The sequence below is a fragment of the Streptomyces sp. MMG1533 genome (genome assembly GCF_001279775.1).
GTDB lineage: Bacteria > Actinomycetota > Actinomycetes > Streptomycetales > Streptomycetaceae > Streptomyces.
This window is the reverse complement of the sequence record NZ_LGDG01000249.1, coordinates 22,598-46,066: the sequence shown is the minus strand read 5'-3', so window position 1 is coordinate 46,066 and position 23,469 is coordinate 22,598. Positions and strand designations below refer to the sequence as shown.

The window sequence follows — 23,469 nt, the reverse complement described above, 5'->3', positions numbered from 1 at the left end:
GGGTGCGGGGGCTTGACCACGGCTCGGGTCGGCGTGGAGCCGTGTGGCGCGCTGTGTCGCGAGCCATATGGCGTGCGGAACGGCTCCGAGATGCCTACAGCGGCGGCTCTGCGCGAGCGTAGTCGCCATTGGATCGCCGACGGCGTCGTCGGCCCCTCCGGTGACCGCGCCGGACGGAGGGTCTGTGGCCGGCACGGTCTCAGTCGTTGTCGGGCACCATCGAGACCACGACCTTGCCCGCCTTGGTGCGGCCCTGCTCGACGTGTGCCATCGCCTTGAGTGTCTGGTCGAACGGGAAGGTGCTGTCGATGACCGGGCGGAGCTTCCCGCTGTCGTAGAGGGCGCCGAGTTTGCGCAGCTGGGAGCCGTTGGCCTGCATGAAGAAGAACTGGTACCGCACGTGCAGTGCCTTGGCCATCTTGCGGATCTTGCGGCTGAGTGTGTTCATGACCAGGCCCATGAAGGATGGGGCGCCGAGCTGCTTGGCGAAGCCGGCGTCCGGCGGGCCGACGACGCTGATGGCCAGGCCGCCGGGCTTCAGCACGGTCAGCGACTTCTCGAGGTTCGCTCCGCCCAGGGAGTCCAGCACCAGGTCGTAGTCGGACAGTACCTTCGAGAAGTCTTCCTTGGTGTAGTCGACGACGACGTCCGCGCCGAGGCTCCTGACCAGTTCCTCGGTGTCGGTGTTCGTGGTCGTCGCCACGGTGGCGCCGAGGTGCTTGGCGAGCTGGATGACTGTCGAGCCGAGGCCACCGGCACCGGCGTGGATGAGCACCTTCTGACCCGGCTTCACATGGGCACGGTCGACGAGAACCTGCCAGGCGGCCAGGGCCACCAACGGCACCGCGGCCGCCTCTTGGAAGGTGAGCGTGGCCGGCTTGGGCGCGACGTCGTCCATGTCGATCGCGATGAACTCCGCGAAGCCGCCGATCCGCAGGTCGCGCGGACGGGCGTAGACCTCGTCGCCGACTTTGAAGCCGTGTACGGCGGAGCCGACCCGCGTCACGACGCCGGCCACGTCGTGGCCGAGCACGAACGGAAGCTTGTACTTCAGGAGTTGCTTGAACTCCCCGTTGCGGACCATCTTGTCCAGCGGGTTGATACTGGCGGCGCTCGCTCTGACCAGGACGTCGCGGTCCCCGACCGAAGGCTCGGGTACCTCTGCGGCGCGCGCGCCGTCCTTGCCGTACTTCTCGACGACGATTGCCTTCATGTCGGCCGCCTTTCTGTGTGGGGGTTCTGGTTGGTCGATTTGATTCTTCGCGCAGGTCACCCTGCGCGCCCGTTTCTCGCGTGCGGCCGGGTTGATGCGCTGGTCATGACGCTACCGACTGAGTATAGGAAAGTAAACTCAGATGGGATCAGGGTCACCCCATGGATGCGAGGACCGAAGCTCTCCAGGACGCCGGCATGGACCCCCGTCTCGACCGGGACATGTCGAATTGCTCGATCGCCAGGGCCCTTGAGGTCGTGGGTGAGAAGTGGACGATCCTGATCCTGTGCGAGGTCTGGTACGGCTCGTCCCGCTTCGGCGACTTCGAAAGCGTCCTCGGCTGTCCTCGCAACCTCCTCGCGGCGCGGCTCCGGATGCTCGTGGAGGAAGGGATCCTGGCCACCGGGACCTACAAGGAACCGGCTCGCGGAGCCGACCGAGGTACGTGATCACGCCCAAGGGCATGGATCTGGTCCCGGCCGTGATGGGGCTCCTGCAGTGGGGTGACCGCTACCGCGCCGACCCGGAGGGCCCGGCCGTACTGTCGCGGCACCGTGGATGCGGCGCGTACGTCGACGCCCAGATCCGCTGCGAACGGGGCCACGCCGTGCAGGCGGAAGACATCGAGAGCGTCCCCGGCCCCGCATTTCGTATGAGGCCCGCCGGGTGACTTGAGCGCGGTTGCGCCAGGAGCGCTCGTGGTGGCTCAGTCTGCCGGTGGGTTCAGTCTGCCGGGGTGTGTAGCCGGCCGTCGGCGGCCGCGAGTACGGCTCGGTCGACCGTCTCGCGCAGTCGTCGGCCCGACGCCGGGACGGCGGCGGGGCTCCACGAGATCAGTTACTGGAAGTACGTCCTTGCCGACGCATGGAGGCCCGTCCTCTTGGCCGTCCCAACAACCGTTCAACTGCGTGGTGTTGGGCCCCAGCCGCATGCCTGCTTCCAAGAATCCGGGTCAAGGCCCGTGTGGTGCAGTCAGGGCTTTGTGGGCCGACTCCAGGATCTTCTCCGACAGTTCTGTGCCCGCCGTGGCCCGGGCAAGCAGGATCGCGCCGACCAGAGTGGCCACCATGGGAAGGCCGTCGTTGACGTCGGTAGACAGCCACTCGGCGAATTCCTCGACTCCGGCTGCGTACGTTTCACGCACCTCCCCGGCTGTGTGTTCGCGAGCCATGTCCCCTGCGAATCCCGCGGTGGGGCAACCGGTGCCGGGCTGGTCGCGGTGCTCGGCCGACAGGTAGAAGTCGACGAGGGCGCCGCGCGCGGTGTCGTGATCGCCGTGGGCCGCATCGAACTCCGCCAGGAGTAGGTCAAGGTCCCCGAAAGCGGCTTGAGCCGCCTCGGCTACCAGGGCCTCCTTGGAGGGGAACTGCTTGTAGAAGCCACCCGTGGTCAGCCCGATGGACTTCATCAGATCGGCGACGCTGATGCCGTTCACACCGCGCTCCCGGAAGAGTTGGGAGGCCGCGGCGACCGCGCGCCTACGGTTCTCGAGCGCTTGCGCTTGCGAAACGCGACTCATCAGTCACCTGCCCGCGATAGATAGTAAAGTGCATCTATCATAGGCGAAGTGCCGAGCGGCCGGCCGCAGCGCCCTCTTTCCGTGCGACTCCTTCTCCCTGCCGCAAGGCGAGAAGCTCGTGGGCCCGCATCCGAACCGGCAGCGACTTTCGACCGTGTGATGCCTCCGTTCCCGGGTGCGGTTGCGAGAAGACGCCGGTGCGAAATCTCGTGGAGCGCATGCATGGCGGCTGAAGGGGCCTGTTCAACCCCCCTTTGGTGACAAGTGGGCCCTATGCCTGGGCGCCCGAGCCTGTACGCAGCGAGCCGACGGGTTGTCGAAGCCGGAGACCGCGCTGCTCGCCCCCAGGCGGCCGGGGGGATCCGACACCGGTTGGAGGCGGCTCGCGTTGTGCTCGGCGTATGCGCAGTGTGCGGGTCTCCGCAGTGGTGTCGTTTGCCGTGCCCGCGCGCTCGTCGTGAGGGCGGTACGCGAAACCGCCCATGGCGACCATGTGCCCGAGGAGTCTCCATCCGAATCTGATCGGCCGCCAACCCTGTAGGCCCGCGTGCACGTTGGGCGGTCTCCGACCGCGGGCGGTGACTGGTGGCGCCGGGGGCTGTTGACTGGATCGCTTTAGATATCTATCGTAATCTAAAGCGAGGCCGACGCTTTGGCCCCTACTCATCCGCCAGACCAGAAATGAGATCCACCCCATGACCACGCAGAACAAGACCGCCGTCGTCACCGGGGCGTCCGCAGGCCTGGGTACCGCCTACGCGCAGCGACTCGCCGACCGGGGCTACGACCTGATCCTGGTGGCCCGGAACACTGCGCGGCTGGAAACGCTGGCGTCGGACATCCGCAGCCGCACGGGCCGCGCAGTGGACGTCATCACCGCCGACCTCACCGATGCGGCGCAGATCTCCGTGGTCGAGGAGCGTCTACGGACCGACGAGAGCATCGCGGTGCTGATCAACAACGCCGGCGGATCGCTGTTCACCCCGCTGGCGACCTCCGACGCTGCGGCCTCCGAGGTGCTGATCAACCTCAACGTGACCTCGCTGACCAGGCTGACCACCGCGGTCCTGCCGGGCCTGACGGCCCGCGGGCACGGCACCGTGGTGAACATCTCCTCTGCCCTGGCTCTCAACTTCCTGCCCGTCAGCGCCGTCTACAGCGGCACCAAGAGCTACGTGCTGACGTTCACCCAGGCCCTGCAGCAGGAACTCGCGGAGAGCCCCGTCACGGTGCAGGCCGTGCTGCCGGGCGCTGTTCGCACGGAGTTCTGGGACGGCTCAGGTCTCGACCTCGCGGCGTTTCCCGACGAGTGGATCATGAGCGCGGACGACGCCGTCGACGCGGCGCTCGCCGGCCTCGACGCCGGGGAGCCCGTCACCATCCCGTCGCTGCCGGAGATCAGCGACTGGGAGTCGTTCGAGAAGGCGCGTCAGACGCTCGTCCCGAACCTGTCGCAGCGGGTCCCGGCCGCTCGCTACCGCGGCTGACCACCGCTCCGACTCCGGTGCGGCAGTCCCTTTGTGACAACGGCTCGGCCGCTGCTGCGCAGGACCGATGCGTCCTCCGGCATGGGGGAAGACCGACGCGCCAGGCGTCCTCCCCCTCCCTGCACTGACAGCCGGGGCCCAGCACTGCAATGGCGGCGGTCATGTGCGCGGCAAGCCCGTCTGCCCCGTCGACTGCCTCTCCACGCAATCTGCCTTCCACGGTGGAAGGTCACCGGGCTCGTCCGGCCGGCCACCGCCTACGCGCTACCCGCGGGGCAGGCAGCCCGCCACCCCGCAGCTCTCTCACCCTTTATTTCGAGGAAACGTCCATGTTGAACGCCCTGTGGAACCCGATCGTCGCCGGGGAGATCTCCCTGCCGCACCGGCTGGCAATGGCCCCCATGACGCGGGACCGGTCCACCCCGGAAGGCATACCCACCGAGCTGAACGCCGAGTATTACGCCCAGCGCGCCTCGCACGCCCTCATCATCACCGAGGGCGCCCAGCCCAACGCTGACGGCCAGGGCTACCTGCTCACCCCCGGCATCTACTCCGAGGAGCACATCGCCGGCTGGCGCAAGGTCACCGACGCCGTGCACGGCGTCGACGGACGCATCGTCATCCAGCTCATGCACGCCGGACGGATGTCCCACCCCGACAACACCCCCCACCACCGGCAGCCGGTCGCCCCCTCCCCGGTCCAGCCGACGGGCGACATGTTCACCCCGTCCGGCCCTCAGCAGATGCCGGTACCGCGCGAACTGTCCACCGAGGAGGTCGCCTCGACAGTCGACGACTTCAGGCGCGCCGCCGCGGCCGCCATCGCGGCAGGCGCTGACGGCGTCGAGATCCACGGCGCCAACGGCTACCTCGTGCACCAGTTCCTCGCCGGCAACACCAACCAGCGCACCGACCACTACGGCGGCTCCATCGACAACCGCATCCGCTTCGCCGTGGAGGTCGCCACCGCCGTGGCCGAGGAGATCGGCGCCGGCCGCACCGGCTTCCGGATCTCTCCCGGAAACCCGTTCAACGACATCGCGGAGAGCGACACCCACGAGCTGTACCCGGCACTCGTGCGCGCCCTCGCCCCGCTCGACCTCGCCTACCTGCACATCGGCCACGGCGGCGACGACGAACTCCTGCACACCCTCCGCAAGCTGTGGCCGACCACCCTCGTCCTCAACCGGGCCGGCACCGACATCGCCACCCGCGCGAGGGACATCGAAGACGGCCTGGCCGACGTCGTCACCGTCGGCACCATGGCGCTCGCCAACCCCGACCTGGTCGAGCGCGTACGCACCGGCGCGCCGCTGAACACCCCCGACCCCGCCACCTTCTACGGCGGCGGCGAGGCCGGCTACACCGACTACCCCACCCACACCGCCTGACGAACCCCGGCGATAGCGGTCCTGGCGGGCCGGTGTGCCCAAATGGCCCCATGGAGGTACCACGTGTCTGAGCACGCTGCTGTTGAACTGAGCCCGGAAGCAACCGCGTTCGCGGAATTTTTGGCCGCAGGGGCGAAGCCCCCGTCCGAGTTGGATGCGGCGCGCATCCAGGCGGAGCAAGTCCATCTAGCGGCCCGGGAGCCGGAAGGCGTCACCTATCGGGAGGTGGACGCGGGTGGCGTTCTGGGAATCTGGTGCGAACCCGTCGACGGCAACACCGACTACGTCCTCCTGCACACTCACGCCGGGGGCTCCGTTCTGGCGTCGGCACACGTCGACCGAAAGCTCGCCGGCCATATCGCCAAGGCCGCCGGGGCCCCCGTACTGGTCCTGGACTTCCGGCGAGCACCGGAACACAAGTACCCGGCTCAGGTGGACGACGCGGAGGCGGCCTTCAACTGGCTGCTCTCCGAAGGGTATGAGCCGGGAAACATCATCACGATCGGCCACTCGATCGGCGGGTTCATCGCCGTCGCCCTGGCGCTTCGCCTCCGCGACAAGAAGCAGCCCCTGCCCGGCGCCATCGTGTCGATTTCCCCCTGGTGCGACCTCGAAATCGCCAACGAGACCATCGCGACCAACGCCGAGACGGACAAGATACTCAGCAAGGAACTGCTGGAGTTCTTCCGGGATGCCTGGATCGGCGGCACGGGCATCGAGTTCACGGACACCCGGATCAATCTGAACCGGGCAGACCTGAGCGGTCTGCCTCCGACCCTCGTCTCCTGGGGAACGTACGAGGTCCTTGCCGGCGAGGACGAGGAGTTCGCCGCCCGCGTCAAGGACGCCGGAATCGACACAGCGACCGTGGTGGTCCCCGGCGGACAGCACTCGTACGTCTACGGTGCCGGCCGGATTCCGGAGACCGACGCCGCCATCGCACAGATCGGCGCGTGGGTCCGGGAGAAGACGAAGATCTGACCGAGCGGTACGGGCGCGGCAGTTGCAAGATCCGCGCTCCTGCCGGATCGGGACGGTGGACTGACGCCGACATGGCCTGTGGTGGCGCGCAGGTCCGCGACGCCCGCGATCTCGTCCCGGTCCGGCAGACGACGGTCGGGACGGCCGACCACCACGGCGGCTTCAGCTACGCGCGCACCGCAGCGCGCGACCAAGCTCGCCGACTTTCGGGTCGGCGTCCTGGCCGTCGACGAACTGCCCTTGACGTCCACCGGCAAGATCCTCAAACGAGAACTCGCCTGAGCACGTCGGGGCCGCTTCGCGGCTGAGGCGCCCAACGCTTCGGCGACATCGGCGGTCCATGCCAAGGCACCCGTCCCCGCCTAAGGACAACCACCCATGACCTCCATGCCCGACCAGCTGACCCGGCCCAACGGTCAAGTGCTGCCGAACCGGATCATGAAGTCCGCACTGAGCGGGCACTCGCCTGACAAGCGCAACGCCCCTGAGCGGCACCGTGTGTGAAGGGCGCGGCAAGCCCTTCACCATGAACGAAGTGATGAGTGCACTCGGCTGATGGCTCACCGCAGTCTGGCCCGCGACCGGCGAGGTCGATGGCTCACGACCGCAGGCGGGCGCTTTTCCCCAGCCGGGCGGTGACTTCACGGGGAGTGAGGGGGGAGTGCTCCGCGGAGCACTCGACGACGACGCGGACCGGGGCTTCGCAGTCGGTGTGGCGGACGTCCAGTACAGGACCCTCGGAGCCGAGAGCGTATGCCTCGCCCCACTGGGTGAGGGCCATCAGGACGGGCCACAGGTCCCAGCCCTTGCGGGTCAGGCGGTATTCGTTGCGGGACCGGGTGCCGGGCTCTTGGTAGGGGACGGTCTTCAGGATGCCGGCCGAGGTCAGCTTGCGGAGGCGGTCGCTGAGGACTGCTTCCGACAGGCCGATGTGGCGGTGGAAGTCGTCGAAGCGGCGGACGCCGTTGACGGCGTCACGCAGGATCAGCAGCGTCCATTTCTCCCCGATCACGTCGAGCGTTCGTTGGACGGGGCAGTTCTCCGTGCTCGCCTCAAGCCACTCCATGCCGCCATCGTAAGGGTCTGACTTCGCCATTGACAGTCAGGTGAACGAAAGTCTAGCTTCGCTTGAAAAAGTCAGATGACAGTCAGAGGGAAGGGCGCTGGACCGTGGGGCGAACGCGTACGTATCACTGGGACGATCCCGCGATCTCGGCGGAGGCCGCCGGGAGCATGGCCGGCATCGACTTCCTGCGTGAGGTGCAGGCGGGGCGGCTGCCGAGGGCGCCGATCAGCCAGACCGTCGACTTCGCCCTGGACGAGGTGGAGCCCGGCAGGGCGGTCTTCTCGCTGACGCCGGGGGAGGAGCACTACAACCCGATCGGCAGCATGCATGGCGGCATCTTCGCCACCCTGCTCGACTCGGCGGCAGGCTGCGCCGTCCAGTCCACCCTCCCGCTGGGCGTGGGGTACACCTCGCTCGACCTGACGGTGAAGTTCCTGCGGCGGGTCACCGTGGACACGGGACCGGTGCGCGCCATCGGCACGGTCGTCAGCAAGGGTCGCCAAACCGCCCTCGCCCAGGCCCAGTTGGTCGACGCGAAGGACCGTCTCCTCGCCCACGCCACCAGCAGCTGCATGCTCTTCCCGGTACCCGCCCCTCGGGTGTGACTCCGCGGGCAGGGCCCTCGGTCCGTTGGGGGGGGGCAGCCGGGACAACAGGGGGTGCATCGATATGCCGCTCGGCGGCGGCCCGCTGCCCTTGGTGACTCGTGGGTTGTGAGGCTGGTGTGTGTCGCAGTCGTGCCTGGGCGCCCGGGGGAGATGTTTCCCTCGGGCGCCGGGCGCCGGGCGCCGGGCGCTCTGCTCAGGCGACGCGGACGGGGTAGTCGGTGTAGCCGGCCTCGCCGCCGCCGTAGAAGGTGGCGGGGTCGGGGGTGTTCAGCGGCGCGCTGGTGCGTCACGCTCAACGAGGTCGGGGTTGGCGAGGGTCATGGTGCCGACGGTTATGACGTCGGCGAGGCTGTCTTCGATGTCCCTGGCGCGGGTGGCGAGGTCGGCGCCGACGCTGTCGGTCGAGCCGGCGAAGGGCACTTCGGACCTGTCGGAGGGAACGCGGGGGACGGGCGGTCGGTGGGGACCCGCCTCCTCCCTGGCCGTCAGGGCTGAACAGCGGCAGGTCACTGTCGCCGAGCGCGGCGGCGTTCAAGGCGGCGACTGTGCTTCGTCGGTGCAGTGATCAGTGTGGCGGGGTGACCGGCTCGAAGGCAGAAATGGCGGTACGCCCGTCACCCGACGCTGTTGCTTCACCTGGCCCGCGCCCGGTAGGGCGACCTTGGTGCGATTGCCGCGGCGCCGCATGGAGCCCCAGCGGCGGTTGTGGGCGGGGGAGCGGTCCAAGAAGCGTAGGTGAGGCTCATGGCGACGGCCGACATCATGAGCCTCACCGGCAGGGCGCGTTCAGATGCTGGGTCCGCGCCTGCCCTAACTGATGAAAGCCCGACGCTCGCCCGTCGTCCTTGCCGCAGGGGGCACCGGCGGCGAGGCGGCCGGCCGTCGCCGCCGTCGACTCTTTGGATTACGTTCGCAATATCATAGACTGGCGGAGTCTGTGAAGGGCAACCGGCCTTTCCGGCCGGGGAAGGAGTGTGTGCTGTGGTGCGGTACGGAAAAGAGCACAAGTCGGAGACGAGGCGGCGGATCATCGAGACGGCGGGCCGCCGGTTCAAGCAAGACGGTATCGACGGCTCCGGGGTCTCGACGCTCATGAAGGACGCGGGGCTGACCAACGGGGCCTTCTATGCTCATTTCGAATCCAAAGATGACCTCGTCACCACGGCAATCGCCGAGCAGTTGAAGGCGCAGGCGGAGAGCGTCGTCGCGCGGGCTGCGCCCGGCCGTGCCGGACTCGAGCAGATTGTGCGCGGGTACCTGTCGCCCCAGCACCGCGAAAGCCTTGGTGACGGCTGCCCCAACGCCGCTCTGCTCGACGAGATCGGGCGCTGCACCGACACAACCAGGCAGGCGTACACCGACGGCGTGCTGGTCCTTATCGACGGCATTGCCGCCCGCATGGCGCCCGAGGCTCCGTCCTCGGCACATGTGAAGGCGCTCAGCCTCCTCGGACTGATGGCTGGGACGCTGCAGCTTTCCCGCGCCTTGACCGACAGCCAACTCGCCCATGAACTCCTCGATCAGGGGATAAGTAACGCCCTCGCCCTGCTGGACGCCGGGCAGCGCGTCTGACGTACCACATCCCTCGCCACAGGCTGTGGCTTTCGGGGGAGCAGCCCGACGCCGTCAGGTCTTCTCCAGCCGGCACTCAGTCGACGCCACCGGGTATCACCTCCTGCGCCGCCAGAACTGCTGGAAGGCCCGGATGCGGTTCTTCGCCGGACCCATGCTCTTGATCATCGACGGGCTCAGCTGCTCTCCCGCGCCGAGGAAGGCGTCTGCGCGCCCTTTGTCGGTGGAGTACCTGCTGCCCAGCACCGTGGTGTCGCTGCTCGCCGCGCCGGTCGGCGGACAGCTGGTCCGCCGGCACGGTCCGCGGGTGGTCCTGGCGCTGGCCTCGGCGAGCGGCACGGCGGGCTTCGCCTGGCTTGCCCTGGACCACAGCCGCACTCCATCGGTCATCGTGGCAGGCGCGTTGGTGGGCGCTGCCATCAGTCTCGGTTACGTGGCCATGCCGGCGATCATCGTGGCCGCCGTGCCGCAGCGCGAGAGCGGCATAACCAACGGCATCAACTCCATCTCCCGCTCCACTGGCAGCGCCATCGGCAGCGCGGTGATCACCACCGTGCTGGCCTCCAAGAGCGTCGGGCACCTCCCTGCCGGCTCCCCTGCATTGCCCGCCGAATCGCAGTTCACCCTCAGCTTCGTTCTCGCCGGGGCGGGCCTTCGCGCTGATAGCGCTGGTCGCCTGGTTCCGCCTGCGGCACATCCAGGTGGCACAGCACCATGCCGCCGAAGCGGCGGCGGACCGGGTTGCCGTGACCGAGTCCGAGGTGCTGCCCGGGAGCAGGTAGGAGGCCCGTACGGAGTCCTGGCGCGGTGACGTCAGAACGGGGCTTTTGCCTTTTGACACCGCCTTTGACGTCGCTGCGGACAGCGTCGCTCCGAACCGTTCCTGGCCTGGCCAGCCGATCACCGTGCACCGCCGGGGCAGACCTGCCTTCGCGACCGGGCGGCTGCCGACGGAGTTGTCGGAACAGGATGGGCTGTCGGAGAGGTTTCACCGGAACCCCGCCGGGCCGGAGTAATCGATTTGACCTCCCCGACATGGAAAACAGGTCACCGGCTGAAGCGATCAGTTGTGCCGCTCGGCATCCAGGAGTGAGAGGGCGTTGCGGATGCCCTGTTCGAGGAGTTGGTCGGCGAGCTGCCGGTCGGTCAGGGCACGGGAGAGTTGCAGTGTCCCGGCCAGCATGCCGAGGAGGCTGAGTGACTTCAGACGCGCCGACGGCGGATCGTGGGGTGCCAGGCGGGCGGCGAAGCCGTCGATGAGGACCAGCGCGCCGTCGGTATACGCCTGCCTGGTGGGATCCGTGGAGCGTCCGATCTCGTCGAGCAGGGCGGCGTTGGGGCAGCCGTCCTCGATGTTGTCGCGCTGCTCGGTGGAGAAGTACCAGCGCACCATCTGTTCGAGACCGGCACGGCCGGGTGCCGCGTGCGCGGCGATGTTCTCGTGCTGTGTGCGCATCTGGTCGGCGACCGCAGTGGCGACGAGTTCGTCCTTGGACGTGAAGTAGGCGTAGAAGGTGCCGTTGGTCAGCCCCGCGTCCTTCATGAGTGTCGCGACTCCGGAGCCGTCGATGCCGTTGCGCTTGAGCCGGCGGCCGGCCGTCTCGATGATCCGCTGCCTTGTCTCCTGTTTGTGTTCTTTCGTGTACCGCAATGCGTTCCTCCATCGCAGCCGGGGCTTGCGCCCCGGCTGCCGCCCTGGTCAGGTCAGTGTGCCGCGTTGGCAAGGAGAGCAGCGAAGTTGATCCTCGCGGTCTGCAGCTTCGGGTCATGGGGCTCGGGAACCCCGCCGTCGGTGATGTACAGCCGGTCGCCGCGCACCGCGGTCGCGGAGGGCGAGGCGAGACCGTCCGCGCTGGTCAGAACGGCCTTGTAGGTGCCGTTCGGGTAGATCACCACGACCCTGTCCGGACCGTTCTGCGAGGAGGATCCGTTCTGCGCCGCGAACACCACATCGGACCAGGGGGTCAGGAAGCTGAGATCGTCGATGTTGGGCAGGCCGCCCGCGACGAGGCGGATGGGACCGGCCGCGCCGGTGCCGGTGACCGGTACCCGCAGCAGCGTTCCCTTGTTGAAGTTGCTGACCCACAGGGCGCCGTTGTGGAACCTGAGCCCGTTGGCACCGATCGGCAGTGCTTCGGTCGGTACCGGCGCGAGAGCGGCATCGGTCAGCCACGGGGTAACCGATCCGCCCGAGATGGGAACGGACCAGATGATGCCCTTCAGGCTGTCCGCGATGTAGAGGGTGCGTCCGGCCGGGTCGATGGCCAGCCCGTTGGGGCCCGAGTCGGCGGGCAGAGCGGCGATGCGCTGAGGGGTACCGTCCGGAAGCAGCTTGTACACGCCGTTCCTGGCCGCGTTGCCCGGGGCCCACACGCTGTAGTAGACGGTGCCGTCACTGCCACGGGTGTTGCCGCTGATCGCCTCACCCACCTGCCCGGTGACGAGCACCGTGCGCTCTTTGGACGGGGAGATACGCATCAGCTGCGGCCCATGGGTGCGCTGGCACACCGCGCAACTGCCGAGCATGGACAGGGTCACCGAGCCGTCGGGGTTGACGGTGATGTTCTCGGGGATCTCGCCGGCGGCGAAGTCGAACGTCGCCGCGGTCCGTACGTCGGTGACAGCGGATCCGCTGTACGAGTGTCCCGTCCATGCGGACGCGGACGGCGCCGAGCCCAGGACGGCCGCCGTCGCGGTGACCGCCAGCGCGATTCCGACGTTCCCCTTCAGAAAACGCCTTGCGCTCGATGCACTGCGCCGGGCCGTTTGCTGGCGTTGCTGCCGCATGACTCTCCTCGGTAATTCAACGAGTGACTGATCGATGGACTTTCGGGGGCATCAGGGATGGCAGTGATGTCGGGTACGACGGAGGCATTGGGGTGGAATCGGCGCCCTTGAAGCCGGACCGGGATGTCATCGATGCTTTGAAGCCGGACCGGGAGTGTCAGTTGGGCATGCGGTTGTTCTTGCGGATCTGCTTGTCGAACGTTCCGGCGGGGACGAGGCGGCGCGCCGTGGTGACGCGTGAGGCCAGCGGGCCGGCGGTGTAGCGCAGCTTCGGCTTCTTGTCGGTGGCCGCAGTGACGATCACCTTGGCGACGACGGCGGGGTCGTCGCCGTCCCTCATCGCATCCGCGATCACCTCGTCGAAGATGCGCCGCCGCTCCGCGTACAGAGGCAGCGGGGTGTCGGGCTGCACGGCGTTGGTGTCGAAGCTGGTCTTGGTATAGGCGGGCTGGACGAGGAGGACCCGGACGCCGTGCTCGCGGACCTCGTGGTCCAGCGACTCGGAGTAGCCCTCGATGGCGTGTTTCGCGGCGACGTAGAGGGCCATGAAGGGCTGGGGGGCGACCCCGAGGACGGACGAGATGTTGATCACGCGTCCGCCACCCTGGGCACGCATGTGCGGTAGGACGGCCTTCGTCATACGGATGACACCGAGGACGTTGATGTTCAGGACGTTCTGGGCCTGGGCGACGGAGTTCTCCTCGACGGCGCCCGCCGAGCCGATGCCCGCGTTGTTGACCAGGACGTCGATGCGTCCGAACCGGTCGATCACCTCCGCGACCGCGGCGGTGGCCGAGTCGTCACTGGCCACGTCGAGATCGAGGTACGTCACACCCGCGGGCGGGGTGAGTCCGGAGGTCTTGCGGCCGGTTCCGATCACCTCGAAACCCGCCGCGACGAAGGCGCGGGCCGTCTCCTTGCCGATCCCTGATGAGGCACCTGTCACCAGTGCCACCGGCCGAGTTGTCGTCATCACGAGCTCCCTTGGTTTTGAATTACGTTCGTATGCCTTACGTTCGTACGACCATATGGGGGTCGTCGGTCGATGGCAAGGGGTCACGTCCGGCGATCCGGGAAAGTTCCGGGAAACATGGAGTGTGGTACGGGAAAGACCACTAGCGGACGACGAGCAGTTGACCGAGACGGCCGGCCCTCGCATCACCCAAGACGGCAAGCGAACAGTTCGGGATCGCAACGGGTGGCGCAGGGGGCGCCACCGGGTACAGCTGGTGGCGCAGTCCCGGCTGTCGCTGTGGACGACGGACCGGTGGTTTGAGGCGCTGCCGCTGGGTGGGTGTCTTTCCCCGTCCGGCCCCCTCCCGTCCCGTCTCTCCCGGCACGCATCGCCAATCCCCTGGCGCTCGGCGCGAAGGGCAACCAGCCGAGTGGGGCCTTTGCGGCGGCCACTACGAACTCCGCTCCGCGCCTCCACTTCGGCCGAGTGTGCGTTGCCACGCGTCGCGGCCTCCGCCCGCGGATTCCGCGAGTGACGGGGTGCACTCCGTCACAGACGACGTCACCGGCGACGGCCGGCTCAGGCGCTGCCCAGGGTCGTAGCGCGACCGCTACGACCCGGCGGCCGTCAGAACATCGTGTTGTCGTTGGCGGAGGTCTCCGGCACGTCCTGCATGGCATCCCAGTGTTCGACGATCTTTCCGTCCCTTACCCGGAAGCGGTCGATGACCGCCCGGCCGCGCTCGCCCGGTGTGTTGACGCAGTGGCTCTGGACTGCCACCAGGTCGCCCTCGGCGATGACCCGTTTCGGCGTCACCGACACACTCCACTTTGCGAACTCGGTGATGAACCGGCGCACCGCACGGCCGGGGGACGGCCTTCGCCGCACAGCACGCGCCCGCCCGTGCCGGAGGGTGCCCGTCAGCCCTGCCGGCACACCGCATGAAGCCGCACCGCACTGTGACACTTCGTCACCACCGATTACGGGACAGAGCCGAACGTCTTACAGTCCCGCCGAGGGGTCCGATGCTGCCCGGATGTCGTCAGCTGCCAAGGCGGCGCTGAACTGCAGGACGTCTGAAGGACTTGCGAAAGAGAGTCCCGTCGGCCTCTCGATACGCCGAAGCCGCTGGGAGCTCGTGTTCTTGTGGACGAGGAGCTCTTGAGCGGACACATCGGCGCGGCAATCATTGGCCAAGAAGGTTCTCAGGGTGAGGATCAGGTCTGTCGAGCGCTCGAGATCGCTCTGGCGCAGTGCACCCCGCACGCGATCACTGAAGCTCGCGACGGACTGTGGTCCTCCAGGGTCCTCCAGCTGGAGCAACAAGCCCACCACCACCCCCAGGTCTCGATCGTGCGAACCAGCGGAGCCTGGGAGCCGCCGAGTTCAAGCGCGCCTCGTGCCAACCGGAACGCCCGGTCCAGGTCTTCTGAACCGCTGGCCGAGGTCGCTACTGCGTGGCCCCGAGAGCCAATCGCGCCGTGCGTGAGGGTGGCGGCTATGTCCTCTGCGCCTTCATTGATCGGCCAGAGAGTGACCCAGTAGTCGCCGAGTCGGCGGCGGGGTCGTCGGCTTGAAATGGATCGCGTCCTGCGTCCGGGCGACGAGTTGTCGACTTTCGCGGCACTGCCTTCCATGAGGCCCGGCTGCCGGTCGGTGCGCCCTGGTGGCGTGGTCTCGTGCGCTGCCGCGACATCGACCTGCTCCCCGGGGGAGGGGCGGTCTTGTGGCGGAACCGAGTCGCTGTCGCGGCCTCACCGTCATCGTCTGCGGCGCATCTCTTGCACCCCGATGGAATTATGGTCATAATTCAATAGTTGGCGTGATGCTGAAGGACTCAACCGATCGGGGTTTCAACTCCTAAGGGCCTTCTGCCGCCGACCGAACCGACTGCCGCCGCAGTCCCGAAACCCCCATGCAGAAGGGCACGGCCATGAGTGACGCACAAGGAGCACGAGGTGACGTGGTGACCTCGTACAAGAACGCGCCGACCCGCACCCTCGCCGCCGGGGGAGTGGCCTTCGCCTACCGTGACCTCGGTCCCCGGACTGGCGTCCCGGTGGTCTTCATCACCCACCTTGCCGCGGTCCTCGACAACTGGGACCCCCGGGTCGTCGACGGCATCGCTGCCAAGCACCGGGTCATCACCTTCGACAACCGGGGCGTCGGCGCTTCCAGCGGCTCGACGCCGAAGACCATCGAGGAGATGGCGAAGGATGCCGTCACCTTCATCCGGGGGCTCGGGCTCGAGCATGTCGACATTCACGGCTTCTCGATGGGCGGCATGATCGCCCAGGTGATCGCGCAGGCCGAACCGCGGCTCGTCCGCAAGCTGATCCTCACGGGCACCGGCCCCTCGGGCGGTGAGGGCATCAAGAACGTGAGCCGGCTGTCCCATCTCGACACCGTCCGGGCCCTGTTCACTCTCCAGGACCCGAAGCAGTTCCTCTTCTTCACCCGCACCGCGGGCGGGCGCCGAGCCGGAAAGCAGTTCCTCGCCCGTCTCAAGGAGCGCACCCACGACCGGGACAAGGCGATCTCCCCCACGTCGTACTTCGCCCAGCTCAAGGCCATCCACCGCTGGGGGCTCGCACAGTCCCAGGACCTCTCCGTCATCCATCAGCCCGTGTTCATCGCCAACGGCGAGAGCGACAGGATGGTGCCGACGAAGAACTCGTTCGAACTGGCCCGGCGACTGCCGAACGCCGACCTGGTCGTCTATCCCGACGCCGGCCATGGAGGCATCTTCCAGTTCCACGAGCAGTTCGTGGCGGAAGCCCTCGACTTCCTTGGGCGGTAGTGGGTGTCAGGGGTGGGGGGCGGTACGTGCGCTGGGGACTTTGGAGGCTTCTCCGGTCCGGGTGGTCGACGCCCGTCAACCGGTCATGAGGCGAGGCGGGAGCGGCCACTTCACCAGTCCGCGAGTGGTCGCGAGTGTCCATGCTCGGACGCGCGGAACGGTTATCGCATCCGGGCTCGGCTCGATGCCCTCGCGTATCGCCCGGCGGCGGCGGTCGACCACCACACTGTTGCGGCTCGGTCGTCACTCTCAGCGCATGAACGTGTGGGCGTTCTCGATTCCCTTCTCGAGGACCTCGTCCGCGAACTTACGGTCGGCGAGGGCGCGGGACAGTTGCAGCGTGCCCACCATCATGGTGAAGAGCCCGATGGCCTTGCCGCGAGCGGACTGCGGATCCGCAGGCGCCAGGCGGGCGGCGATCTCGTCCACGATGGCCGTCGCGCCCTCGGTGTACGCCTGCTTGGTGGCGTCCGCGCAGCGGCCGATCTCGTCGAGCAGTGCGGCGGAGGGGCATCCGGTGCCGGGCTGGTCACGGTGCTCGGGCGACAGATAGCCGCGAACGAAGTCCTCGAGTCCCTGTCGGCCGGGCCGCAGCGTGTCGTAACGCTCCGCCTGCGTGCGCAGTTCATCGGCGACGACGTTGGCGACGAGGTCGTCCTTCGAGGTGAAGTGGGCGTAGAACGCTCCGTTGGTGAGCCCGGCGTCCGCCATCAGTGTCGAAATGCCCGAGCCGTCTATCCCGTCCTGCTTGAATCGGTGGCCGGCCTTCTCGATGATCCGTTGCCGCGTCACCTGCTTGTGCTCCTTGGTGTAGCGCGCCACAGGCTTCCTCCCGTCGCGAGGTAAGGCCGTTGCCCTGCAATCCGAGCTTAGTTCATGGTCTGACGCATGTAATATTATGCCCGTGAGGTCATGCGCATGGCTTACGGCCCGAGGTGGGTGCCCGACCCCAGGTGGGTCGCGACTTCCTCGTCGGTGAGGGGTGTGTGCTCCGCCGGGCGCCTGAGTATCTAAAAGTAAACTCAAACTCGGTTAGAATCGCTCCCATGGATGCGTGGACCGAAGTTCTCCAAGACACCGGCATGGACCCCCGACTCGACCGGGACACGTCCAACTGCTCGATCGCGCGGACTCTTGAGGTCGTGGGTGAGAAGTGGACGATCCTGATCCTGCGCGAGGTCTGGTACGGCTCGTCCCGCTTCAGCGACTTCGAACGCGTCCTCGGCTGTCCGCGCAACCTCCTCGCGACGCGGCTTCGGATGCTGGTGGAGCAAGGGATCCTGGCGACGGAGACGTACAAGGAGCCCGGTTCGCGGAGTCGGCCGAAGTATGTGATCACCTCTAAGGGCATGGATCTGGTGCCGGCCGTGATGGGGCTGCTGCAGTGGGGTGACCGTTACCGTGCCGACTCGGAGGGGCCGGCGGTATTGGCGCGACACCGCGAGTGCGGCGCGCACGTCGACGTTCAGATTCGCTGCGAACGAGGCCACGCCGTGCAGGCCGAAGACATCGAGAGCGTCCCCGGCCCGGCCTTTCGTATGAGGTCGCCCGGATGAGCTGAGGAACGGGTGGCATCGTGATCGCGCTCCTCCGTCAGCTCTCCGTAATCCGGCCGCTCTGTCGTGTACGTGCCTGATGGGGGCGGACCTTGGTGCGGTTTGCGCAGCGGGACATGGAGCACCAGCGGCGGTTGCGGGCCGGGGAGCGGTCCAGGAAGCGCAGTGCGCAGCGGTCCGCTCCGCAGACGCGAGCCATGGAGGAGGACACCGCGCTCGACGACATCGACGCCGTCGAAGGCCGCCGCCTCACCATGCCGCTGCTGGCGCTGTGGGGTTCCGCGGGGCTGCCTGCCCGCCTGCAGACACTGGAGATCTGGCGTGGCTACGCGGACGACGTCACCGGTGCCGAGATCCCGGAGTGCGGCCACTTCATCCCGGAGGAGCAACCGGAGGCGCAGTTGGCGCATCTGCGGCCTTTCCTCACCGGCGAGACGAGCCGGTGAGCCGCCCACGGTGACAGAAGCGGTGCCCCTCAGCCGGTCGAGCGCCGACCCGAGGGGCGCACTGTCCGAGGGGCCCTCGACCACGGTGTGATGACCCCGCACTGCGAACGAGCCTGGAAGGCAGGACAGGCCGAGGGGCGGCCCCGCCGTAACCGCCTGGGCCGCCCCTCAGTCCGGCTTCAGGTGGCGACCGGAGCGCCGGCCGGAGCACTCCCTGCAGCAAGGCCGGCAGCCGGGTCGTCGGCCTTGCGCTGCCGGGGCATGAGCAACGCCACAGCCGCTGCCAGGGCGACGGCACCGGCTCCGCCCCAGAGGGCCGGGATCAGCCCGTCCACGAACAGTGAGGCGGATCCGTAGCCGCCCTGGGCGGAGAAGACCGCGGCCAGCGACGCCACGCCGATGGCGCCGCCGACCTCACGGATCGCGTTGTTGGCGCCGGAGGCGATGCCCTGCTCTTCCGGGCGGACGGTGCTCATGACGAGGTTGGCGCTGGGAGCGAAGAACATGCCCATGCCGATGCCGCAGACGATCAGTGCGGGCAGCAGGTGGGTGTAGGAGACGTGGGGCTCGACGGTGAGTGCCCAGAGCCCGAGGCCGACGGCGTTCAGGGTCATGCCCACCGTGACGACGGGAGCGCCGCCGATGCGGTCGGACAGTGCCCCGGCCGGCGGCCCGGCGATCATGGGCATGGCGGTCCAGGGCAGCATTCGCACGTCGGCTTCCATCGGCGAGTAGCCGCCGACCGTCTGCAGGTACTGGCGGCGTAGTCGGTGAGCGCAAGCGCTCTGCACGGAGAGGGTGGGCCCCTGCCCCTGGCGCGCCGACCGTGCCCACGACCAACACGAAAGGGGCCTGCCGTACGCACGGCAGGCCCTTTTCGCGGTCCTTCGAAGGTGGGCTCAGAGTTTGACGATCATCTTTCCGACGTTCTGGCCCCGCATCATCGCGAAGGAGGCGTCCAGGGACCCCCTCACGCTCGGTGCCGCCAAGGCCGGAGTACACGAGGTCGACGGGGCGTCGGCCCGCTGTCGATGATGGTCGAGCGGGCATAGATCACGGCGCCGGCGCGCTGAAGCGGACGTCCGGGGAACCGCCGGCGAGGTGGTGAACCATAGGGTCGCCTCCCTCGTCCTCCACCGGCTCCCCTGCGGCGGGCGGTGGCGGATGCCGCCGCTGTCGAGTTGATGACCAGGTTGTTCGATCGGGAGCGAGTCGGCCCCTCCCCGGGGGCCGGCCGCCCCAGTGGAAAGGAAGCCGTCCATGGACGAGCAGGGTGAGCGCTTCGACGTCGTCGTACTCGGCGCGGGCCCCGGCGGATATGTGGCCGCCATCCGGGCCGCCCAACTGGGCAAGAGCGTCGCGGTCGTCGAGGAGAAGTACTGGGGCGGCGTCTGCCTGAACGTGGGTTGTATCCCCACCAAGGCCCTGCTGCGCAACGCCGAGCTCGCGCACATCTTCACGCGCGAGGCGAAGACCTTCGGCATCAAGGTCGAGGGTGAGGTCTCCTTCGACTACGGGGAGGCCTTCCGCCGCAGCCGGAAGGTCGCGGACGGCCGGGTCAAGGGCGTCCACTACCTGATGAAGAAGAACAAGATCACGGAGATCAGCGGGCGCGGCACGTTCGTCGACCCGCACACGCTCCAGGTGGCCGACTTCGAAGGCAACACCCGCACCATCGGCTTCGACCACTGCATCATCGCCGCTGGGGCGAGCCCCAAGCTGCTGCCCGGCACCCGCCGTACGTCGCGCGTGGTGACGTTCGAGGAGCAGATCCTGGCCGAGGACCTGCCGCAGTCGATCGTGATCGCCGGCGCCGGGGCCATCGGTGTCGAGTTCGCCTACGTGCTGCACAACTACGGCGTGAAGGTCACCGTCGTCGAGTTCCTGGACCGGGTCGCCCCGCTGGAGGACGCCGAGGTCTCCGCCGAACTGGCCAAGCAGTACCGGAAGTTGGGCATCGACGTTCTCACCTCCACCCGCGTCGAGTCGATCGACGAGTCCGGCCCGCAGGTCCGTGTCACGGTCACCGGCAAGGACGGCGCCCAGCAGGTCCTGGAGGCCGACAAGGTCCTGCAGGCGATCGGCTTCGCGCCGAACGTCACCGGCTACGGTCTGGAGAACACCGGCGTGCGCGTCACCGAGCGCGGCGCGATCGACGTCGACGGCCGTGGCCGCACCTCCGTCCCGCACATCTACGCCATCGGCGACGTCACCGCGAAGCTGATGCTCGCGCACGCCGCCGAGGCGATGGGTGTGGTCGCCGCCGAGACGATCGCGGACGCGGAGACCATGGAGCTGGACTACGTGATGATCCCGCGGGCCACTTTCTGCCAGCCGCAGGTCGCCAGCTTCGGCTATACCGAGGCGCAGGCGAGGGAGAAGGGCTTCGACGTCCAGGTGGCCAAGTTCCCGTTCACCGCGAACGCCAAGGCCCACGGCCTGGGCGACCCGAGCGGCTTCGTGAAGCTGATCAGCGACGCGAAGTACGGCGAGCTGATCGGGGCCCATCTCATTGGCCCGGACGTCACCGAACTGCTCCCTGAACTGACCCTGGCCCAGCAGTGGGACCTCACGGTCCACGAGGTCGCCCGCAACGTCCACGCCCACCCCACCCTGGGCGAGGCGGTCAAGGAAGCCGTCCACGGCCTCGCCGGCCACATGATCAACATGTAGCAGGGCGCTCGGCGCAGCGGCAAACAGGGCCCGTTGGTGCTCGGAAGGGTTTCGCGACCTCGAGCTGCCAAGGGGCCCTGATCCCTTGTTGGGGGAGATCCGAGGCAGGGGTGGTTCTCGGGGCGTTGGAGAAGCTCAACTCCCGTTGCCGTTTCGCGGCATCGGGGGGCTCTTCCTCTCCGCCTGGTGAGTCACGGAATATGCCGGTGCCGGTCACCGACGCCATGCGCCGGCGGGGGCTTTCGCGGGACGACTCACGGTGCCAGTGACCGGTTCGGCGGCGGACCGCCGAACCGGTGGGCGAGTTGGCTACACGTCAACGCACCATCGGCTCGTCGAGGAAATCGATCGACCCGATGGGGGCTGTCACACCGGGCAGGACGTGCCGCGGCCAGGCCAACGGCACCGCCCCAAACTGTGCGCACGATGCGGGCTGCGATGCGGGAAGACCCTGCGACAAACGGATGGGGCGATGGTGGCCTGTCGCGCGGCCGGGGTACCCGGGACGCCTGGGGAAGAACGAGCCCCCTACGGCAGGCGTCCGATGTGAGGAGAGCCGATGGCCCCGCCCCGAAATCGTGCACATGATGGCCACAACGGAAGGGAGAAGGACCGCACCGGCCACAGGGAACCGGGCGGCCGCGCCCTGCTCGAGGATCCGCTGGGCAACAAGGGCGTCGCCTTCACCCACGAGGAGCGGGAGCGGCGCGGCCTGGTCGGCATGCTGCCGCCCACGGTGCTGTCCCTGGAGCTCCAGGCGCGCCGTGCCTGGGAGCAACTGCGGGCGCAGCCGGACGACCTGGCGAAGAACGTGTACCTGGAGCAGCTCCACGACCGCAACGAGGTCCTCTATTTCCGGCTGCTCGCCGACCATCTCGCCGAGCTGCTGCCGATCGTGTACGACCCGACCGTGGGCGAGGCGATCAAGCGATACAGCCACGAATTCCGGCGGCCGCGCGGGGTCTACCTGTCCATCGACCGTCCCCAGGACATCCGTCCCGCGTTCCGGGCGTCAGGCCTGGGCCCCGACGACGTCGACCTGGTGGTGGCGACCGATGCGGAGCAGCTTCTCGGCATCGGCGACTGGGGCGTGGGCGGTATGCAGATCTCGGTCGGCAAACTGGCCGTCTACACCGCCGCCGCGGGCATCCACCCGGGGCGGGCCGTACCGGTGATGCTCGACGTCGGAACCGGAAACCAGGCGTTGCTCAACGACCCGCTGTACGTCGGCAACCGGCACAGCAGGGTACGCGGCGAGGCGTACGACTCGTTCGTCGCCGACTTCGTGGAGGCGGTGGGTGAGCTGTTCCCGCACGCGCTGTTGCACTGGGAGGACTTCGGGCCCGGCAACGGCCGCCGCATCCTCCAGCGGTACGGGGAGAAGATCTGCACGTTCAACGACGACATGCAGGGCACCGGCGCGATCGCGCTGGCCTGCGTCCTGAACGCGGTGCGGGTCACCGACACGCCCATGCGGGACCAGCGGGTCGTGGTCTTCGGCGCCGGGACGGCGGGCGTGGGCATCGCAGACCAGCTGCGCGACGCCATGGTCCGCGACGGTCTGGGACGGGAGGAGGCCACCCGGCGTATCTGGTGCGTGGACCGCCAAGGCCTGCTGCGGCGGTCCACCGAAGGGCTGCGGGACTACCAGGAACCGTACGCGCGCCCCGACGACGAGTGGCCCGACGAAGAGCCGGCCGACCTGCACAGCGTGGTGGACCGGGTGCGTCCGACCGTGCTGGTGGGAACCTCCACCCAGCACGGGGCTTTCACCAGGGACGTGGTGCGCTCCATGGCCCGCAGCGTCGAACGGCCGGTGGTCCTGCCGCTGTCCAACCCCACGGAGAAGATCGAGGCCATGCCGGAGGACGTGCTGCGATGGACCGGGGGCAAGGCCCTGGTCGCCGTCGGCATCCCGGTGCCTCCGGTGGAGCTGGACGGCACCACGTACGTCATCGGCCAGGCCAACAACGCCCTCCTCTACCCGGGGCTGGGGCTGGGCGCCGTGGTGGCCCGCGCCGAGCGGATCACCGACGGCATGCTCCAGGCCGCGGCGGAGGCCGTAGCCGGCCTCGCCGACCTGACACGGCCCGGCGCCGCCCTGCTGCCGGAGGTGGAGAACCTGCGCACCTCGTCGGCGGTGGTCGCCGCGGCCGTCGCCCGCCGCGCCGCCGAGGACGGCGTCGCCCGGGCCCGCATCGACGACGTGATCCAGCAGATCCAGGACGCCATGTGGCAGCCCGAGTACGACTGACGGACGAGCCGGCTTCGGCGACGCGTGAGCGTGCGCTTGCTCCAGCCAAGGCTCAGGCTCCGCCCGGCCGGGCGCCTCGTCGCCCGGATTGTCGGTGACGTACGGAGCACCCACCGTCAGCGCCGCGTAGGGACCGGGCGATGTGGCGGCGGCGAGCGCCT

Annotated in this window: 28 protein-coding genes and 1 pseudogene; 16 read left to right on the top strand and 13 right to left on the bottom strand. The window is 68.4% G+C overall.

Annotated features, from left to right (window positions below; all coding sequences use genetic code 11):
• Positions 1 to 199: 199 nt before the first annotated feature.
• A complete protein-coding gene (locus ADK57_RS35745) occupies positions 200 to 1,213 on the bottom strand; it encodes an NADP-dependent oxidoreductase (protein ID WP_053753840.1) in 1,014 nt (337 codons plus the stop codon).
• 161 nt (positions 1,214 to 1,374) lie between these two features.
• On the opposite strand from ADK57_RS35745, the gene ADK57_RS51675 reads away from it, so the two are divergent.
• Together ADK57_RS51675 and ADK57_RS51670 are read left to right on the top strand one after the other, a co-directional pair.
• Positions 1,375 to 1,662: a winged helix-turn-helix transcriptional regulator gene (locus ADK57_RS51675; RefSeq protein ID WP_234390518.1), complete on the top strand. Its 288-nt coding sequence runs from the start codon at positions 1,375 to 1,377 to the stop codon at positions 1,660 to 1,662.
• Positions 1,659 to 1,883, top strand: coding sequence for a hypothetical protein (locus ADK57_RS51670; protein WP_234390517.1), 225 nt, complete (start codon positions 1,659 to 1,661; stop codon positions 1,881 to 1,883). Before ADK57_RS51675 ends, ADK57_RS51670 begins: the two co-directional genes overlap by 4 nt.
• Positions 1,884 to 2,165: 282 nt before the next feature.
• On the opposite strand, the gene ADK57_RS35735 is transcribed toward ADK57_RS51670, so the two are convergent.
• Positions 2,166 to 2,732: a TetR/AcrR family transcriptional regulator gene (locus tag ADK57_RS35735; RefSeq protein WP_053753839.1), complete on the bottom strand. Its 567-nt coding sequence runs from the start codon at positions 2,730 to 2,732 to the stop codon at positions 2,166 to 2,168.
• A 695-nt stretch (positions 2,733 to 3,427) separates the two neighbouring features.
• On the opposite strand from ADK57_RS35735, the gene ADK57_RS35730 reads away from it, so the two are divergent.
• From ADK57_RS35730 to ADK57_RS52110, 5 genes are all read left to right on the top strand, one after another.
• The gene (locus tag ADK57_RS35730) at positions 3,428 to 4,219 is read left to right on the top strand and encodes an SDR family NAD(P)-dependent oxidoreductase (RefSeq protein ID WP_053753838.1); all 792 of its coding nucleotides are present in this window, start codon (positions 3,428 to 3,430) and stop codon (positions 4,217 to 4,219) included.
• 329 nt (positions 4,220 to 4,548) lie between these two features.
• On the top strand, positions 4,549 to 5,610 hold the full coding sequence (locus ADK57_RS35725) for an alkene reductase (protein WP_053753837.1): 1,062 nt from the start codon (positions 4,549 to 4,551) through the stop codon (positions 5,608 to 5,610).
• 63 nt (positions 5,611 to 5,673) lie between these two features.
• Complete coding sequence (locus ADK57_RS35720) at positions 5,674 to 6,591, top strand: alpha/beta hydrolase (RefSeq protein WP_234390516.1); 918 nt, start codon at positions 5,674 to 5,676, stop codon at positions 6,589 to 6,591.
• 81 nt (positions 6,592 to 6,672) lie between these two features.
• Positions 6,673 to 6,873, top strand: coding sequence for a hypothetical protein (locus tag ADK57_RS50200; protein ID WP_159050208.1), 201 nt, complete (start codon positions 6,673 to 6,675; stop codon positions 6,871 to 6,873).
• Between the two features lie 96 nt (positions 6,874 to 6,969).
• Positions 6,970 to 7,095 carry a hypothetical protein gene (locus ADK57_RS52110; RefSeq protein WP_267890799.1) on the top strand — a complete coding sequence of 42 codons (126 nt, stop codon included), beginning with the start codon at positions 6,970 to 6,972 and terminating at the stop codon, positions 7,093 to 7,095.
• A gap of 94 nt (positions 7,096 to 7,189) precedes the next feature.
• On the opposite strand, the gene ADK57_RS35715 is transcribed toward ADK57_RS52110, so the two are convergent.
• On the bottom strand, positions 7,190 to 7,657 hold the full coding sequence (locus ADK57_RS35715) for a winged helix-turn-helix transcriptional regulator (RefSeq protein ID WP_053753835.1): 468 nt from the start codon (positions 7,655 to 7,657) through the stop codon (positions 7,190 to 7,192).
• 104 nt (positions 7,658 to 7,761) lie between these two features.
• Here ADK57_RS35715 and ADK57_RS35710 point away from each other — a divergent pair, with 104 nt between their 5' ends.
• Positions 7,762 to 8,262, top strand: a complete 501-nt coding sequence (locus ADK57_RS35710) for a PaaI family thioesterase (protein ID WP_053753834.1) — start codon at positions 7,762 to 7,764, stop codon at positions 8,260 to 8,262.
• 270 nt (positions 8,263 to 8,532) lie between these two features.
• Here ADK57_RS35710 and ADK57_RS52650 read toward each other — a convergent pair whose 3' ends face one another.
• Positions 8,533 to 8,685, bottom strand: a complete 153-nt coding sequence (locus ADK57_RS52650) for a hypothetical protein (RefSeq protein WP_420711948.1) — start codon at positions 8,683 to 8,685, stop codon at positions 8,533 to 8,535.
• A 111-nt stretch (positions 8,686 to 8,796) separates the two neighbouring features.
• Positions 8,797 to 8,991, bottom strand: coding sequence for a CGNR zinc finger domain-containing protein (locus ADK57_RS48245; RefSeq protein WP_078973534.1), 195 nt, complete (start codon positions 8,989 to 8,991; stop codon positions 8,797 to 8,799).
• 255 nt (positions 8,992 to 9,246) lie between these two features.
• Here ADK57_RS48245 and ADK57_RS35705 point away from each other — a divergent pair, with 255 nt between their 5' ends.
• Both ADK57_RS35705 and ADK57_RS52310 read left to right on the top strand, forming a co-directional pair.
• The gene (locus ADK57_RS35705; protein WP_053753833.1) at positions 9,247 to 9,837 is read left to right on the top strand and encodes a TetR/AcrR family transcriptional regulator; all 591 of its coding nucleotides are present in this window, start codon (positions 9,247 to 9,249) and stop codon (positions 9,835 to 9,837) included.
• 133 nt (positions 9,838 to 9,970) lie between these two features.
• Complete coding sequence (locus ADK57_RS52310; RefSeq protein ID WP_078973533.1) at positions 9,971 to 10,648, top strand: MFS transporter; 678 nt, start codon at positions 9,971 to 9,973, stop codon at positions 10,646 to 10,648.
• Between the two features lie 252 nt (positions 10,649 to 10,900).
• Here the strand turns inward: ADK57_RS52310 and ADK57_RS35695 are convergent, their stop codons facing one another.
• From ADK57_RS35695 to ADK57_RS52645, 5 genes are all read right to left on the bottom strand, one after another.
• Positions 10,901 to 11,488, bottom strand: coding sequence for a TetR/AcrR family transcriptional regulator (locus tag ADK57_RS35695; RefSeq protein WP_053753831.1), 588 nt, complete (start codon positions 11,486 to 11,488; stop codon positions 10,901 to 10,903).
• Positions 11,489 to 11,541: 53 nt separating this feature from the next.
• Positions 11,542 to 12,624 carry an SMP-30/gluconolactonase/LRE family protein gene (locus tag ADK57_RS35690; protein ID WP_234390515.1) on the bottom strand — a complete coding sequence of 361 codons (1,083 nt, stop codon included), beginning with the start codon at positions 12,622 to 12,624 and terminating at the stop codon, positions 11,542 to 11,544.
• 157 nt (positions 12,625 to 12,781) lie between these two features.
• Positions 12,782 to 13,597 (bottom strand): oxidoreductase, encoded by an 816-nt coding sequence (locus ADK57_RS35685; RefSeq protein WP_078973532.1) that lies wholly within the window; start codon positions 13,595 to 13,597, stop codon positions 12,782 to 12,784.
• A 609-nt stretch (positions 13,598 to 14,206) separates the two neighbouring features.
• The gene (locus ADK57_RS52105) at positions 14,207 to 14,467 is read right to left on the bottom strand and encodes a nuclear transport factor 2 family protein (protein WP_420711947.1); all 261 of its coding nucleotides are present in this window, start codon (positions 14,465 to 14,467) and stop codon (positions 14,207 to 14,209) included.
• Between the two features lie 114 nt (positions 14,468 to 14,581).
• Positions 14,582 to 14,845 carry a helix-turn-helix domain-containing protein gene (locus ADK57_RS52645; RefSeq protein ID WP_159050207.1) on the bottom strand — a complete coding sequence of 88 codons (264 nt, stop codon included), beginning with the start codon at positions 14,843 to 14,845 and terminating at the stop codon, positions 14,582 to 14,584.
• 667 nt (positions 14,846 to 15,512) lie between these two features.
• Between ADK57_RS52645 and ADK57_RS35670 the strand changes: the two genes are divergently transcribed.
• Complete coding sequence (locus ADK57_RS35670) at positions 15,513 to 16,379, top strand: alpha/beta fold hydrolase (RefSeq protein ID WP_053753857.1); 867 nt, start codon at positions 15,513 to 15,515, stop codon at positions 16,377 to 16,379.
• A gap of 249 nt (positions 16,380 to 16,628) precedes the next feature.
• Here ADK57_RS35670 and ADK57_RS35665 read toward each other — a convergent pair whose 3' ends face one another.
• Positions 16,629 to 17,201 carry a TetR/AcrR family transcriptional regulator gene (locus ADK57_RS35665; RefSeq protein ID WP_053753828.1) on the bottom strand — a complete coding sequence of 191 codons (573 nt, stop codon included), beginning with the start codon at positions 17,199 to 17,201 and terminating at the stop codon, positions 16,629 to 16,631.
• Positions 17,202 to 17,425: 224 nt separating this feature from the next.
• Here ADK57_RS35665 and ADK57_RS35660 point away from each other — a divergent pair, with 224 nt between their 5' ends.
• On the top strand, positions 17,426 to 17,935 hold the full coding sequence (locus ADK57_RS35660) for a winged helix-turn-helix transcriptional regulator (RefSeq protein ID WP_234390514.1): 510 nt from the start codon (positions 17,426 to 17,428) through the stop codon (positions 17,933 to 17,935).
• Between the two features lie 37 nt (positions 17,936 to 17,972).
• Here ADK57_RS35660 and ADK57_RS48235 read toward each other — a convergent pair whose 3' ends face one another.
• Positions 17,973 to 18,134 carry a CGNR zinc finger domain-containing protein gene (locus ADK57_RS48235; RefSeq protein ID WP_324612247.1) on the bottom strand — a complete coding sequence of 54 codons (162 nt, stop codon included), beginning with the start codon at positions 18,132 to 18,134 and terminating at the stop codon, positions 17,973 to 17,975.
• Between ADK57_RS48235 and ADK57_RS35655 the strand changes: the two genes are divergently transcribed.
• Positions 18,133 to 18,381: an alpha/beta fold hydrolase gene (locus ADK57_RS35655; RefSeq protein WP_053753827.1), complete on the top strand. Its 249-nt coding sequence runs from the start codon at positions 18,133 to 18,135 to the stop codon at positions 18,379 to 18,381. The two genes, ADK57_RS48235 and ADK57_RS35655, sit on opposite strands and share 2 nt — an antisense overlap.
• A gap of 179 nt (positions 18,382 to 18,560) precedes the next feature.
• On the opposite strand, the pseudogene ADK57_RS35650 reads toward ADK57_RS35655, so the two are convergent.
• Positions 18,561 to 19,148 (bottom strand): annotated as a pseudogene (locus ADK57_RS35650) (MFS transporter); the annotation flags it as partial.
• A 139-nt stretch (positions 19,149 to 19,287) separates the two neighbouring features.
• On the opposite strand from ADK57_RS35650, the gene ADK57_RS52100 reads away from it, so the two are divergent.
• The 3 genes from ADK57_RS52100 to ADK57_RS35640 all read left to right on the top strand — a co-directional run bounded on the left by ADK57_RS52100 (position 19,288) and on the right by ADK57_RS35640 (position 23,308).
• Positions 19,288 to 19,416 carry a hypothetical protein gene (locus tag ADK57_RS52100; protein ID WP_267890797.1) on the top strand — a complete coding sequence of 43 codons (129 nt, stop codon included), beginning with the start codon at positions 19,288 to 19,290 and terminating at the stop codon, positions 19,414 to 19,416.
• A gap of 225 nt (positions 19,417 to 19,641) precedes the next feature.
• Positions 19,642 to 21,054, top strand: a complete 1,413-nt coding sequence (gene lpdA / locus ADK57_RS35645) for a dihydrolipoyl dehydrogenase (protein ID WP_053753826.1) — start codon at positions 19,642 to 19,644, stop codon at positions 21,052 to 21,054.
• Positions 21,055 to 21,613: 559 nt separating this feature from the next.
• On the top strand, positions 21,614 to 23,308 hold the full coding sequence (locus ADK57_RS35640) for an NAD-dependent malic enzyme (RefSeq protein ID WP_078973528.1): 1,695 nt from the start codon (positions 21,614 to 21,616) through the stop codon (positions 23,306 to 23,308).
• The last annotated feature ends 161 nt before the right edge of the window (positions 23,309 to 23,469 follow it).